Below are 13012 nucleotides of genomic sequence, written 5' to 3'. Positions count from 1 at the left end.
ATATTATGCCCTAGATCATATATTAATTGATTGTTCTTAAGTTGTCAGAAGTCTGACTTCTTTAATAGGCATAAAAATGCTATGCTCGTGGGTGAAATTGAGCATAGACATCTTTCATTCTTGCTTTTGTTACATGAGTATATATTTGAGTTGTCGATATATCCACATGACCCAACATTTCTTGTACAGCTCTTAAATCAGCTCCATTTTCTAGTAAATGAGTAGCAAAAGAGTGTCTTAAGGTATGCGGAGTTAGCGGCTTTTGAATATTGGCTTTCTCTGCTAACTGCTTGAGAATTTTCCAGAACCCTTGCCTTGACAACGGCTTTCCATGATGATTAACAAATAACATATCATGACGTTGTTTCTTCATTAGGGATAAGCGACCGTCCTCAAGATATTTCTGAATGGTACGTGATGCTTCTCCACCTAAAGGAATAATTCTCTCTTTATTTCCTTTACCTATACACCGAACAAATCCCATCGACAAATGTGTATCCGTCATTGTCAAGTTAATTAATTCTGAAACCCGCATCCCCGTAGCATAAAGGGTTTCTAGCATTGCACGATTACGGATTGAAATAGGCTCATTCCCAGTGGGAGCTTCTAACAATGCTTCCACCTCTTGCATCGATAGCACTTTAGGAAGACGCTTCGTTCTTTTGGGAATATCTAAGTGCACAGAAGGATCTTGATCTGTTAATCTCTCTCTTAAAGCGAATTGATGAAACGCTCTAATGGCAGCTATCGTTCTAGCAATCGTCGTTTCAGCTCGCCCTTGTTCTTTAAGAAAATATAAATAATGAACAATCGTCTGGCGATCAATTCTCTTCAGATTATCAATATTTTCAACTTTCTTTACATAGAGATCGTATTGCATTAAGTCACGTTTATACGACTCGATTGTATTATTGGCCAAGCCTCTTTCGACTTGTATGTAATGTAAGAATTCATTAATTTCATTAACCAATTTAATCGCTCCTAATTCTAAGCAAGCTGCTATTCACCTTCTCGATAAAACATGAATAACCGTTCAACCCAAGTAGTAGAAAGATCATCACTCGTCTCCATCTGAAAAACTTTAACAGCCTTGCCTTGAGGCTCATCATACCGATGATAACTTTCATATTCTTTACTTACCCATAGAATACCATAATAGAAGAGAAGTGTGCATCCCATAAATAAGAGAAACACCTTTAATGTTTGAACTGTCAACTGAAACCAAGACCTCATGGGACATACCTCCGCTTTTGACCTACCTATAGTCAAGCCCTTACTACAAGGTATGCCAAAAACTATTGAGAATATACCATAGAAACCTTAAAAAAGGGACGGTCTTCCCCTTTTTTAAGGTTTCTATGCAGGGAGCGCAGCCGATGCCTGCTCTTAAGCCTTTCTGAGTGCTCTTCTCAGAAAGGCGCGCATCGCGCGGAGCCACTGCCACCTCTCCATCTACGCTCTTACTAAAAAGGGACGGTCTTCCCCTTTTTTAAGGTTTCTATGCAGGGAGCGGAGCCACTGCCACTTCTCATCAACACTCTACTAAAAAAGGGACACCCTTCCTTTTTTAAGGTTTCTATAAAAAAGAAAAAGACGCATGGAAAACAATGCGTCTTTCTAACATATATTAGCTCATGGAATTTTAAACTTCTTCTGTTTCAGTCTGTTTATCGTGACAACGATGACAGATACCATGAAACGTCAGTCGGTGATCTTTAATTTTGAAATTCCAATCTCGCTCAACGATTTCTTCTACATCCCCTAATAAATCTTCTTGGATTTCGTCAACTGCACCACATTCAATACAGACTAAATGGTGATGAAAATGTGCTGCTCCTTCTTGACGTAAATCAAATCGAGAAACACCATCTCCAAAATTTATCTTATCTACTATTTTTAACTCAGCGAGTAATTCAAGTGTACGATAAACAGTAGCAAGTCCAATCTCAGGTGATTTTTCTTTTACAAGGAGGTAAACATCCTCTGCACTTAAGTGGTCTTCCTCATGCTCTAATAAAACTCTAACCGTAGCTTCACGTTGCGGTGTGAGTTTATAACTTTGTGAGTGCAGGTGTTTTTTTATTCGTTCGAGTCGTTTCTCCATCGTTCATGCCTCCCCTCAAGCCTTTTACCTCCTTTTATTATAATCATTCAAAAAAACGGTGTCAATCGATTATGAATATCGTTTAGTTCACTATATTAATTATTAAATAATAATTATTTTTTATATTACATTGTTGTAATTACCCATTTCATTAAAACGGGAGATACGTAAGCTTCAAACGCAGACGCTAATACTAAAGCAGATCCAACACAGAGGATTAACAAAGAATATTTCATAAATTGCGGAAATATAGGTAAATTCGCTCGTTTCATGAATTGCTGCCTAACCATTTTTAGACAGAATGAGATACTAGCTGTTCCGACGATAATAAACGCTGGTACAAGAATAAAATTTTGCGGCATGATTGAGACGAAAGATAAAAAGAAACCGGACATTCCCATTTGGTTTACTAAAAAACCAACCGTAAATCCAACAACTACCCCTTTTAAAAAGAGAAGAACCAATATGACTGGCAAACCAATTATGGACAAACCTAAAATCCACATTAATCCAAAATACTTTGCGTAATGAGCAAAACTTTGACTAAATATGGCCGAAGCATTAGCTAGTTCCCCTTCTTGAACGTGTCCAAAAAACTGATTCAAATACATATATAGATCATGCTTTTGCGTTAAGCTCAAGCTGTTAACAACAATTGCCCCAAAAACAATTCCTATTAAAAATAACACTGTCGTAAAAGTATATATTGTCCGATTCTCTTCCAGATGGGTTGCGACCATCTCTCTTAGACCGTATTTCATGCCAAGACCTCCTCTTTTGCTCTTAGTCTACTCTATGAGACAAGCTGGAAATCTATGACTACTATCATTTTAAGATTTAACAAAACAGGTAATCTCTTTATTCAACTTTTCCATAAGTGCCTCCCCCACCTGCTTTAATTGAAAGAGTTCCATTTCTAGCTGCAACTATAGCTGATGATATGACTGGAGATACGACTTGTTGTAGCTGCTTTTCTTCTACTTGATGAATGATATTCATATCAGTCCCAAAATGATCTCTTAATTTTTCTAATGTTTTCTTACCTAATTTAGGTATAAATTCTAGTGGAATTTGATGTTGATAGGGAGGACGCGCTACCTCAATTGATTTACTAGAAGCCAACTCTCTTAAACGATCTGACACCCCTTTAATCATACTAGTTGAACCACAATTACTACATTGAAGAGTCACAACAGCCGAACATTTAGCACAAATGGTTTCATAGTACTTACCTAACAATGGATTTAATCCATAATTGCTGACAATTCTTCTTCCATTTTCCCCTTTCAGGGCTAATCGTAGTTCTTTAAATGTTGGGTTCATCATTTTTATAATCTGATATTCGCGCGCCATTTTTTCTAATGAATGCGCATCAGAATTAGTGATAAAAGGATAGGAGTGTAATTCTGCAATTTGGTCAGCCATTTGTGTATCACTACTTAAGCCTAATTCTATTGCATCAATTAAAGCTGGAGTAAACACTTCCTTTAAACTCTCCTTTACACCTTTACCATATAAACTTTTAAAGGGAGTAAAAACATGCGCAGGTATAAACAATCCTTTTAGTTCATGAACTTTTTGTTGAAGTACACGAGCGTTCTCATAAATTCTTTGTGAACTTAGGGAAGAATTTTTCATTCTTGTAGATATCCACTCACTAAATTCATGCATCGCTGCCAAGGTCGGTAAAAAAGCTAAAACATGAATCGGCCCTTGACAATTTTCATCATACAACTCAATTTCAGAACCTAAAAGTAAGGTCACTCCTGAGTAATTAATCCCCCCATCTTCTAATTCAATTGCAATACCGTTAGCAATATCGTCTTCTATCTCACATAGTACTTCTCTTACATGACAGTCAATCACACCTACGATATCTATTCCTTTAATTTCTTTCGCGTAATGGATAATAGATTTTAATGTTAAAGAAGAAGCAGCAGTTATTTTAACTGCCGCTCCTAAACGAGTACGTCCAATATGAATATGCAAATCAACCACGTACTTAGAATGTTCTATCACGCTTTTCCCAACTCTCTTAATTGTAAATATTGAATCGCGTAAGCAGTCTTTGCGTCATGAATTCTTTGATCTTTAACCATTTCTAATGCCTCATCAAGACTTACTTCTAACACATCAAGAAATTCATCTTCATCTGTATGGCTAACCCCTTTAATAAGGGTATCTGTTACATACATATAAATTAATTCGTTCGCAAATCCAGGTGATGTATAAAACGAAACAATAAAGTCTAATTTCTCACTTTTATAACCTGTCTCTTCTTCCAATTCTCTTTTAGCTGATTCGAGAGGATCTTCACCCGGCTCTAGCTTACCTGCTGGAATCTCAATAATCACTTTATCGAGCGCTTTTCGGTACTGCCTGACAAGCACAAGCTCTCCTGTTTCTGTGATCGGAATAATGGCAACTGCTCCAGGATGCTTGACTACTTCTCTACTACTCATTTTACCATTTGGAAGCTCGACTTCCTCCAAATGTAAATCAATAATTTTCCCTTTATAAATGTCTTTTGTTTTCGTTGTTTTTTCATATAAATGATCCATTGGCTCTCCCTCTTTTCATTTCACTTTCATTGTTCTTTTTTCATCTCTTGCTTCATAGAAGTGTAGCATACCAATCTAAGAAAGGACGGGCCACTATGAAAATTTATGTCCATAACCAAGGTATCACATTAGCCGGAAAGGCTTGGGAGATAAAAGCAAAACTGAAACAAGCTCGAGCATCATTTGATCTAGTCGAAGATTGGGTGAATAGTGTTCACACTGAATCTGTTAAACCGATACCGACACGAACTGCCTCAGCGACCGCGCAAAAAAATAATGGATCATCTTCAAATTTACGACCCATTGTCTGAATCGGTAGTTGCGCTTTTCTCAAAGCACAGTCGATCAAAGAACTAACATGATCTTTTTCCGCAAAAAGAATGTCATGGTTTGCTTGAAAAGGGCGATATTGATCGATCTGTTGTTTCAGTTTTTCGGTCTCAATTCCGTTCACATACGGCAAAGGTAATAGAGCTTTTTGAAACGTAAATTGACAAAGAGGAGTAAGCGTATGGTGACTAATCCCCATATGACGCTCGCGAACATCCGCGGTAGACATTCTCGGAATCCAAATTGGTACACCTTCTAGGGCACTTATTGTATGAGACCAATGAGACATGATCATACCTGAGAACCCAAAACGAGTACCTGAGCCTACAACCCCTGGACCAACTGAAATTAAAATAAAATCTGCTTTTAATACCTTATGGGCAAATTGCAATGCCGAAGCAATCGTAATCGCTTCATATTGCCCCCCGAATGCCTGTCCAACCGTTATTGAATGAAAGTGATCTTCCTTATGTAAGGCACGAAGTTGGTCACTTAACGTTAAAGGTAGCGCTGCTTGGTCATCAAAAATAACACAACAGCTACTACCAGCTTTTATCTCTTGAGACACAAAATAAAAAAGCGGAACCATACTATGTAATTCCGCAAGCCAAACAGGTTTTCCTACTAATGAAAAAGACTCAATAAATTCAGGATGATATTCACTTTCTTGCGATTCAATAGCTAATACACTATGTTGAATCGGGGTATAGCGCCCTTTTATAATATGGCCTTCTATTTTGTTACTACCCCAGTCGTCTAAAGGTAGAATATCACGAACGATATCCCAACCTCCTGTTCCTAACTGTAGTTCAGTCGCTGTGACATTCACAATAATTTCAAAACCAGCTTCAACCCTTTTCGTTAAGCGTTTAAATAAAACCGCTCGTTCGGCCCCTTTGTCAGTTGTAAGCTTTTGAATTTCTTCATCTTCAAATATAATGTCAAGGACTTTGGTTTTTAATTGCTTGTACATATTCTCACGCCTTAACTAACTTAGCATTTTTTCTATATCTAATAGTGTAGCCAAAATAATCCTTTCATATTACAGGTGAGAAAACTTATAATAATGGTTCGATTAGTGATTGCAACCCTTCATAGTGAACTTCACCTCTTATAAAGTGCTCAATCGTGCCATCTCTATTAATGATATATGTTGCAGGCAAAGCAACGACTTTATAACGATCGGCAACTACGCCGTTTTCATCAAAGAAAACGGGAAGAGTAATGTTCATTTCTTCAATAAACGCTGGGGCATCTTTAAGCGTTCTTTCAAAGGTTTGCATATTTACAGTAAGAACCGTTAGACCTTTTGATTCATAGTCACTTTGAAGCCTCATTAAATCAGGCATTTCATCACGACATGGCTCACACCATGATGCCCACATGTTTAAGATCAGTACATCACCCGTATAATTGTATAGTTCACCCACTTGTCCGTCAGTCATTGGAAGCTTGAAATTTTCGGCCAGCATACCTGGCTCATTCCCTATCTGCTGACGCTCTTGTAAAAAGACAATGGTGATTATTAAGATGGCAGCTAAACTTAAAACTAAAATAGTGCTTAATCGTTTCATCTCAATCCTCCGTTTATAAACTACATACAATCATTATAGAGACCTGATTCTTTAAAAGGCAAGTAAAGAGGTATCAATTAAATGACAATACTAGCTTTTCGAAAAAAGATAATTTTGGTAGAATGGATCAGGTAGTGTTTTCCCTTTATATAACACTACTCTTTATAGAAAGGACGGAATAATTATATGTCAATTATTGAGGCTTTAATTTTTGGAATTGTACAAGGGATTACTGAATTTCTACCGATCTCAAGTACAGCGCATATCGTAATAACATCCATCTTACTAGGGTATAACTTTCCTGGATTTGGATTCGAAATCTATCTTCACTTTGCGTCAATCTTAGCAGTTGTCATTTACTTTAGAAAAGATTTAGTACAAGTGATATCTGGTTTCTTTGCTTTTTTCGGTAACCGCTCTAGCTATAATCGCACACAATTTTTCTTTGGGATCTACATCATTGTAGCTACTGGCATCACAGGTGTACTAGGACTATTGCTCGAAGACTTTATTGGTCCTGCTCTTAAAACACCTCCATTTATTGCTATTGCATTAGCAGTCACAGGATTTTTCCTTATTATTATTGAACGATTTGTACGTTACGGAAAACGTACGGAAAGAGACATGACTTTCCGTGATTCGATTATGGTTGGTTTAGGCCAAACACTTGCTGTAATACCTGGTATTTCTCGCTCTGGAGCAACACTTGTAACAGCTTTATTTGCCGGTTTAAGTCGAGAAACAGCGGTCCGTTACTCGTTTTTACTTTCTATTCCCGTTATTCTTGGTTCAAGCGTTCTTGCTATTCCAGGATTTGCAGACGGCTCTTTAGTTTCTGAGGTTGGGATTAGTGCTTTAATCGTATCATTTATTGCAACATTTATTTTTTCTTGGTTAGGAATTGTTTGGCTTATTGATTTCCTTAAGAAAAGCAAACTCGTGTATTTTGCCCTTTATTGTTTCGTAGCAGCGATTTTCGTTTATTTTTTCTTAGATAATAGTATGATTATAGAATTATAAGAAACAAGGCACAGATCAATTGATCTGTGCCTTGTTTGTATATTAAATTGAATTGAAGCACATAAATGAAGAGGTTATTTTTTATTTGTAGAGAATAGTACTATAACGAATGTTTAACTATTTTAGGAGGTTGAATGATGAACGTAACATTAAATAACGGACTGAGCATGCCTCAGTTAGGGTATGGAGTTTTCAAGGTTGAAGATGGAAACGTTACTGTTGAAGCTGTCAAAAAGGCAATCGAAGTTGGATATCGTTTAATTGATACCGCTGCCATTTATCAGAACGAAAAAGGCGTAGGACAAGGAATTAAAGAAGCCTCTGTTGCTCGCGAAGAATTATTTGTTACAACAAAAGTGTGGAATGCTGATCAAGGATATGAAGAAACTTTGAAAGCATTTGATGAAAGCCTAGAAAAACTCGGCTTAGATTATGTAGACTTATATTTAGTTCATTGGCCAATGCCTAAAGTCGACAAGTATGTTGATACATATCGTGCTTTGGAAAAGTTGTATGAAGACGGCAAAGTTAAAGCAATCGGTGTGTGTAATTTTAATATTGATCATTTAGAGAGATTGTTAAGTGAATGTAAAGTCAAACCTGTCGTTAACCAAGTTGAACTTCATCCTTATTTTTCACAACCTGAACTACGTGAGTTTTGCGAAAAACATGATATTTATGTTGAAGCGTGGGGACACTGATGCAAGGGGGAGAAGTCCTTAACAATCAATTGATTCAAGATTTAGCTCGTAAATATAATAAAACAGGTGCTCAGATCATTATTCGTTGGCATCTACAAAACAATATTGTTGTCATTCCAAAATCAGTGACACCTTCACGAATTGAAGAGAACTTTCAAGTTTTTGATTTTGAATTATCATCAGAAGACATGAAAAAAATAGATGACTTAAACACTAACGAACGAATTGGTGCTGATCCAGCTGAGTTTTACAGAGTTTAGTTTAGTTTTGAGGCTAGGAAAAAACAATTATCCTAGCCTCCCCCTGCTCTTACCTTACCAACAGAATCATAGCGTATAAAATTGGGACAGTTATAACACATAATATCGTTGTCGTCGCAACAATAACTGAGGAAAAGGTAACGTCTCCTCCGTATTTTTGAGCAAACATTGGAACTGTTGGGGCTGATGGTGTTGCAGTAACTAACAGCGCGACACCAATGACAATAGTTGAAACAGGTAACCAGAGAAAAGGTACTAACGTTAGCGGGATTAAGATTAACTTAGCTGCTGAAGCATACCAAATATATTTGTTTTTCATAAGCTGTTTAAATTCATTGAATCGAATAGCTGCTAGCAAGCTTCCTATTAATATCATAGATAAAGGTAACGTCATCGTTCCAATATCGGAAAGAACCCCTGAAATTAAAAGTGGCAACCTAAAAGGGAGGAGCATGACGATGAACCTATTGATGTTGCGAGTACCCCGGGATTTAAAATTAATTGTTTCCATGTTACTTTTTGCCCTACACGAGCTACAACATAAATAACATAAGTCCAAACATAAAAAAGGAAAAAAATCATAAAAAAGGCTGTATATAAAACTCCAATCTCACCGAATATCAAAAAGGCGATTGCATACCCCATAAACCCTTGATTACCAAAAATGATAGTTGCTTCATAAACGCCTTCACGTTCTATTTCTAACTTAGCCTTTTTCCTCATCACATAACCAATAAGTGTTGTACAAGCTAAAGCAAAAATGGATAATCCTAATAACCATGTAATATCCTTTAATAAACCTATTGAAAACTCAATATCCATTGAATAAATAATCAAACAAGGAAGAGTTATATAGAGAATTACTTGAGTTAAGACGAAATTCGTTTCCTTTGGTAATATATTTTTTCTTCTCATTGAATATCCCACTAAAGCAATTACTAAGAGAACGAGCATTTCTTGAACTAACCCAAAAACGGCACTCATCACTTTCCCCCAAATAAACAACAAGAGGATGTTTGATCACCCTCTCGTCATCTGTAAATTTACTACGCTCGTGTTACAAGTTGTTTCATAAAGTCCAATACTTTTAAGTCTATTAATCCAGAATCTAAGACACGTTCGTCAAAGTTTTCAATTAAATGAAAGGACTGAATGGCCTCCCAAAGCTCTTCGTCACTTGAAACTGGTGCGGTTAAATAATTTAACTCAATCAAGTAAGAAGAAATGGTTTCTTTCAATTCACCCGTAATCTCTAAAATCTCATCTGGATTCGGTTTATTAAAATACAATTGATGCAGTTGATACAATCTTATTAACTCATCGATTGGTTCAACATGGTCATCAACCCGAAGGTCTATGTACCTATCATCTGTTCCCCCGTAGCCTGCTCCTTCTTTTACTACTAGTAAACAAGCTGATTGCTTTCCTCTGCTGTCACCACCCGCTTCTTGCCCTTCATATAAGGCTTCGAGTAAGCGTTCAGCTAACGTTCCCGGCTTGGACTGGAACACATCAGCCATTTTTTGTACAGTTGTTTCGTCAACAAGAATATTACCCTGCAAGCAAAATTAGCACCTGCAATTCCGCCAGCCCACTCATAGCAATCTTCTCCGGTAAACGTTACACTTTCCCCTTTCGCACTTACCATCCCAACCTGTCTTAATTGGAGTCCTTCATCATCTTTTGTTAATTCAGATAATACTGCGTCAGGAGTCATTCCTTTTTCTAACAACTCTAACCCTTTTTGACCATAATCCTTATTTGCCCAAGATTGAGTTGCTACTGCTCCAGCACCAGCACGAGCCCATGGCACAATCGAACCTACACCAAGGAATTTAGAAGCCACTGCTACCCCTAGCTCTCCCGTATTTGGATCAAAACCTACTATTGAAAATGTATTTACAAGATTAGGATTTTTTCGCTCTTTTTCCATAATAGATCATCCTTTCTATAGACAAATTATACCTGATCTGGAGGGTTTATATAAAGGAAACCTTTATATAAGTGTCTTAGTAAAAACTTTACTTTATTCCAACAAAACGAAAAGAGGCTGACTCAAAAGGCATTAATTCCTTTTAAGTCAACCTTTTACGATGATTTATATTTGATCAAGTGCTTGGTCAATTGCTAATGATCCATTAAGGATCTCAAATGTCTTATTAAAAGAATTTTCACGTTTAACCACTTTTGCAAGCACAATCGCCACATCTTCTCTTGTAATCGTGTTGTCCCGAACTTGAATTTCCTCTTCTAACTTAATTTTCTCCTGAGCAGCTTCATTTGTTAAGCTTCCTGGACGAACAATTGTATACGTTAACTGAGATTGTTTTAAGTAATCATCCGCTAATTTTTTAGCAACAAGATAATGCCGGATACGATCGCTCTTATCAGGGTCAACTGTCCCCATTGAACTTAACATCACAAATCTTTTTACTCCTAGCCTTGTTGCAGCATCAACTGCTTTCATCGCTCCCCATAAATCAATAAGAATCGTTTTATCAGCACCAGTATGACCTCCTGAACCAGCTGCAAAAATCACCGCGTCAGCTTGATCAAAAGCATGATCAAAGTTTCCTTCTAAATCAGCCACGACTGTTTTATCTGCCCCTAAATCTTTCAATTCAGTTGCTTGTTTTGAATCGCGAATCATCGCAATTACTTGATGATCCTCATCTTTTAGTTTAGCTATCGTATGCCTGGCTACTTGCCCATTTGCTCCAATAAGAAGTACGTTCATCAAAACACTCCTTTAGAAAAGTTAAACTCATATCCTAGTCTGAAGGAATAACAAAGAAGAATCAATGAATTTGCATGACTTCTTTTTCAAACGAGTGAATGAGCTTGTTTTCGTCAATGTCATTACCAATAAAAATGAAACATGGGCTTACATTTGTTTCTATAGATGTTACATGTAATTGACCTGAAGAAAATTGAAAGCTGAACAATTGTTGTTGCCCCTCAAATAACACATAGCCTTTTGCTCTTAGAAGAGATTGATTCTTTAGCCAACGTTCAAACTTTTTTCTGTCTATACTTTCAATTCCTACTATTTTTACCGCTTGGAACGGATGAGAGTGATGATGATGATGGTGGTGAACTTCCTCTTTTAGATTTACAGTATTTTGAAAGAACCGCCTTTGAAACAAAAGCTGTTCATCGACATTTCCAAAACTAGAATAGATAATAGGTACGTTCTCTGTCTTACTCTCATTTATTTTTGCTGTAACTTTATTTAACTTTTTATTTTCTAAAAGGTCAATTTTATTAATAACAATCAGCGTACTTGACGTAACTTGCTGTTTTAACATTGTTCTAATCTCCTTAGAACTTTGAAAAATACTTTGATACTCTAGGAAACGACTAGCGTCTACAAGACCAATTACAGATTGAATCTCAACTTGTTCCATTAAGTTCGGATGAGTTAAAGCTTCTATGATTTCCGCCGGATTGGCAATACCAGTACCTTCAATTAAGAGAACATCAATGTCTGCATTCGTTTGCAAGAATCGCTCAAGTTCAACTCTCATATCATCTTGAATCGTGCAACAAATACATCCATTTAGCATTTCAATCATAGATTCAACTTGGAAAAGTTCTTTTTCAACATTTTCAGAGCCTAATTCATTTAATATTAAAGCCGGTTTCTGACCCTGTTGCTTTATGTAACTTAGCATTTTCTGTAGAACCGTCGTTTTCCCACTACCAAGAAAACCTGTAAGAACAAAAATAGGAATTCGTTTATTCATGACGAAAGCTCCCTCCCTTTCTATGTAACATATCATAATTTCAAGAAAAGACACAAATAAGAACCGTTCTGATTTATTTGAAATCAAAAAAATGACTGAGTAACTATCACTCAGTCATCTAGTTTTATGAGACGGTCTTATTTTTAAGGAATTTTTCTTTTCTTTTTTTCATCGCTTTTGTTATATAGCCACCTTTAAAGTTTCGAGGTTCATAGGAAACGATAAAGGCACTTGGTTCATATTCACTCACAATTTTAATAAACTCTTGTTCACGATCTCGTCTCGCCGTACAATCTAAACGGTATCTTCTAGCCTCATTCATTCCTTCAACAGCTGCGGTGGAAACACTAAACCCAACTTCTCTTAATTTATCAGTTAACAATTCGTTTTTATTCATAATGTTCACTTCAATGGTTACATAACCAATTGCTAATTTCTGTTCAATGATTTGCCCGATGTACAAACCTGCTCCAAAACCAATTGCATAAGCGGCCATATTTAAATAATTTGAAAGATCACTAAAAACAATCGCAATCGCAACAACATAAATAACTCCTTCAAGAGTACCTAATGCTGATGCTTTACCTTTCATGCCTTTTACCATCGTAATGGTACGAAGTGTTAAAACCGGAACATAAATAAGCTGTGCAATAAAAATAATCAACGCTTGAGCCATAATTTGACACCAACTTTCAATCTGAGATAACTACCGTAGT

The 13012-nt window shown here is 36.6% G+C and carries 15 protein-coding genes and 2 pseudogenes; 3 read left to right on the top strand and 14 right to left on the bottom strand.

Translation table 11 applies throughout. The features are described 5' to 3' along the window. Window positions 1-79 precede the first annotated feature (79 nt). The 6 genes from xerD to JCM9157_RS18465 form a co-directional block, all read right to left on the bottom strand. A complete protein-coding gene (xerD, locus tag JCM9157_RS18490) occupies window positions 80-970 on the bottom strand; it encodes a site-specific tyrosine recombinase XerD (protein WP_035667075.1) in 891 nt (296 codons plus the stop codon). A 29-nt stretch (window positions 971-999) separates the two neighbouring features. After that, window positions 1000-1233, bottom strand: a complete 234-nt coding sequence (locus JCM9157_RS18485; RefSeq protein ID WP_035667074.1) for a YqzK family protein — start codon at window positions 1231-1233, stop codon at window positions 1000-1002. 409 nt (window positions 1234-1642) lie between these two features. After that, the gene (gene fur, locus JCM9157_RS18480; protein WP_035667073.1) at window positions 1643-2104 is read right to left on the bottom strand and encodes a ferric iron uptake transcriptional regulator; all 462 of its coding nucleotides are present in this window, start codon (window positions 2102-2104) and stop codon (window positions 1643-1645) included. A 125-nt stretch (window positions 2105-2229) separates the two neighbouring features. Next, entirely contained in the window at window positions 2230-2865 is a 636-nt protein-coding gene (gene spoIIM, locus JCM9157_RS18475) for a stage II sporulation protein M (protein WP_035667072.1), read from the bottom strand. 97 nt (window positions 2866-2962) lie between these two features. Then, window positions 2963-4123: an endonuclease Q family protein gene (locus tag JCM9157_RS18470; protein ID WP_035667071.1), complete on the bottom strand. Its 1161-nt coding sequence runs from the start codon at window positions 4121-4123 to the stop codon at window positions 2963-2965. Then, window positions 4120-4665 carry an NUDIX domain-containing protein gene (locus tag JCM9157_RS18465; protein ID WP_035667069.1) on the bottom strand — a complete coding sequence of 182 codons (546 nt, stop codon included), beginning with the start codon at window positions 4663-4665 and terminating at the stop codon, window positions 4120-4122. Before JCM9157_RS18465 ends, JCM9157_RS18470 begins: the two co-directional genes overlap by 4 nt. 95 nt (window positions 4666-4760) lie before the next feature. Here JCM9157_RS18465 and mciZ point away from each other — a divergent pair, with 95 nt between their 5' ends. Next, the gene (gene mciZ / locus JCM9157_RS25840) at window positions 4761-4976 is read left to right on the top strand and encodes a Z-ring formation inhibitor MciZ (protein WP_081734248.1); all 216 of its coding nucleotides are present in this window, start codon (window positions 4761-4763) and stop codon (window positions 4974-4976) included. On the opposite strand, the gene JCM9157_RS18460 is transcribed toward mciZ, so the two are convergent. Together JCM9157_RS18460 and JCM9157_RS18455 are read right to left on the bottom strand one after the other, a co-directional pair. Beyond that, window positions 4880-5968 carry a DUF3866 family protein gene (locus tag JCM9157_RS18460; RefSeq protein ID WP_035667068.1) on the bottom strand — a complete coding sequence of 363 codons (1089 nt, stop codon included), beginning with the start codon at window positions 5966-5968 and terminating at the stop codon, window positions 4880-4882. The two genes, mciZ and JCM9157_RS18460, sit on opposite strands and share 97 nt — an antisense overlap. Before the next feature lie 85 nt (window positions 5969-6053). Further along, on the bottom strand, window positions 6054-6569 hold the full coding sequence (locus JCM9157_RS18455; RefSeq protein ID WP_035667067.1) for a TlpA disulfide reductase family protein: 516 nt from the start codon (window positions 6567-6569) through the stop codon (window positions 6054-6056). 186 nt (window positions 6570-6755) lie between these two features. On the opposite strand from JCM9157_RS18455, the gene JCM9157_RS18450 reads away from it, so the two are divergent. Then, window positions 6756-7589 carry an undecaprenyl-diphosphate phosphatase gene (locus JCM9157_RS18450; protein ID WP_035667066.1) on the top strand — a complete coding sequence of 278 codons (834 nt, stop codon included), beginning with the start codon at window positions 6756-6758 and terminating at the stop codon, window positions 7587-7589. Window positions 7590-7723: 134 nt separating this feature from the next. After that, window positions 7724-8550, top strand: a pseudogene (locus JCM9157_RS18445) (aldo/keto reductase). Between the two features lie 49 nt (window positions 8551-8599). Here JCM9157_RS18445 and JCM9157_RS23605 read toward each other — a convergent pair. The 6 genes and pseudogenes from JCM9157_RS23605 to JCM9157_RS18420 all read right to left on the bottom strand — a co-directional run bounded on the left by JCM9157_RS23605 (window position 8600) and on the right by JCM9157_RS18420 (window position 12972). Next, window positions 8600-9004 (bottom strand): AEC family transporter, encoded by a 405-nt coding sequence (locus JCM9157_RS23605; protein WP_158318631.1) that lies wholly within the window; start codon window positions 9002-9004, stop codon window positions 8600-8602. After that, window positions 8974-9534 (bottom strand): AEC family transporter, encoded by a 561-nt coding sequence (locus JCM9157_RS23600; protein ID WP_052013255.1) that lies wholly within the window; start codon window positions 9532-9534, stop codon window positions 8974-8976. Before JCM9157_RS23600 ends, JCM9157_RS23605 begins: the two co-directional genes overlap by 31 nt. A gap of 62 nt (window positions 9535-9596) precedes the next feature. After that, window positions 9597-10483: pseudogene (locus tag JCM9157_RS18435) on the bottom strand (DUF1028 domain-containing protein). A gap of 165 nt (window positions 10484-10648) precedes the next feature. Next, window positions 10649-11287 carry an SDR family oxidoreductase gene (locus JCM9157_RS18430; protein ID WP_035667064.1) on the bottom strand — a complete coding sequence of 213 codons (639 nt, stop codon included), beginning with the start codon at window positions 11285-11287 and terminating at the stop codon, window positions 10649-10651. Between the two features lie 61 nt (window positions 11288-11348). After that, window positions 11349-12296 (bottom strand): CobW family GTP-binding protein, encoded by a 948-nt coding sequence (locus JCM9157_RS18425; RefSeq protein ID WP_035667062.1) that lies wholly within the window; start codon window positions 12294-12296, stop codon window positions 11349-11351. A 124-nt stretch (window positions 12297-12420) separates the two neighbouring features. Then, complete coding sequence (locus tag JCM9157_RS18420; protein WP_035667060.1) at window positions 12421-12972, bottom strand: DUF2179 domain-containing protein; 552 nt, start codon at window positions 12970-12972, stop codon at window positions 12421-12423. Between the last annotated feature and the right edge of the window lie 40 nt (window positions 12973-13012).

This window comes from Halalkalibacter akibai JCM 9157, assembly GCF_000513135.1.
GTDB lineage: Bacteria > Bacillota > Bacilli > Bacillales > Bacillaceae_D > Halalkalibacter > Halalkalibacter akibai.
This window is presented reverse-complemented; position numbering and strand designations above follow the sequence as displayed.

Excerpts from the sequence above, each read along its gene's own strand:
- JCM9157_RS18485 (WP_035667074.1), bottom strand. The coding sequence starts at position 1,233 with ATGAGGTCTTGGTTTCAGTTGACAGTTCAAACATTAAAGGTGTTTCTC.
- fur (WP_035667073.1), bottom strand. The coding sequence starts at position 2,104 with ATGGAGAAACGACTCGAACGAATAAAAAAACACCTGCACTCACAAAGT.
- spoIIM (WP_035667072.1), bottom strand. The coding sequence starts at position 2,865 with ATGAAATACGGTCTAAGAGAGATGGTCGCAACCCATCTGGAAGAGAAT.
- JCM9157_RS18465 (WP_035667069.1), bottom strand. The coding sequence starts at position 4,665 with ATGGATCATTTATATGAAAAAACAACGAAAACAAAAGACATTTATAAA.
- mciZ (WP_081734248.1), top strand. The coding sequence starts at position 4,761 with ATGAAAATTTATGTCCATAACCAAGGTATCACATTAGCCGGAAAGGCT.
- JCM9157_RS18460 (WP_035667068.1), bottom strand. The coding sequence starts at position 5,968 with ATGTACAAGCAATTAAAAACCAAAGTCCTTGACATTATATTTGAAGAT.
- JCM9157_RS18455 (WP_035667067.1), bottom strand. The coding sequence starts at position 6,569 with ATGAAACGATTAAGCACTATTTTAGTTTTAAGTTTAGCTGCCATCTTA.
- JCM9157_RS18450 (WP_035667066.1), top strand. The coding sequence starts at position 6,756 with ATGTCAATTATTGAGGCTTTAATTTTTGGAATTGTACAAGGGATTACT.
- JCM9157_RS23605 (WP_158318631.1), bottom strand. The coding sequence starts at position 9,004 with ATGCTCCTCCCTTTTAGGTTGCCACTTTTAATTTCAGGGGTTCTTTCC.
- JCM9157_RS23600 (WP_052013255.1), bottom strand. The coding sequence starts at position 9,534 with ATGAGTGCCGTTTTTGGGTTAGTTCAAGAAATGCTCGTTCTCTTAGTA.
- JCM9157_RS18430 (WP_035667064.1), bottom strand. The coding sequence starts at position 11,287 with ATGAACGTACTTCTTATTGGAGCAAATGGGCAAGTAGCCAGGCATACG.
- JCM9157_RS18425 (WP_035667062.1), bottom strand. The coding sequence starts at position 12,296 with ATGAATAAACGAATTCCTATTTTTGTTCTTACAGGTTTTCTTGGTAGT.
- JCM9157_RS18420 (WP_035667060.1), bottom strand. The coding sequence starts at position 12,972 with ATGGCTCAAGCGTTGATTATTTTTATTGCACAGCTTATTTATGTTCCG.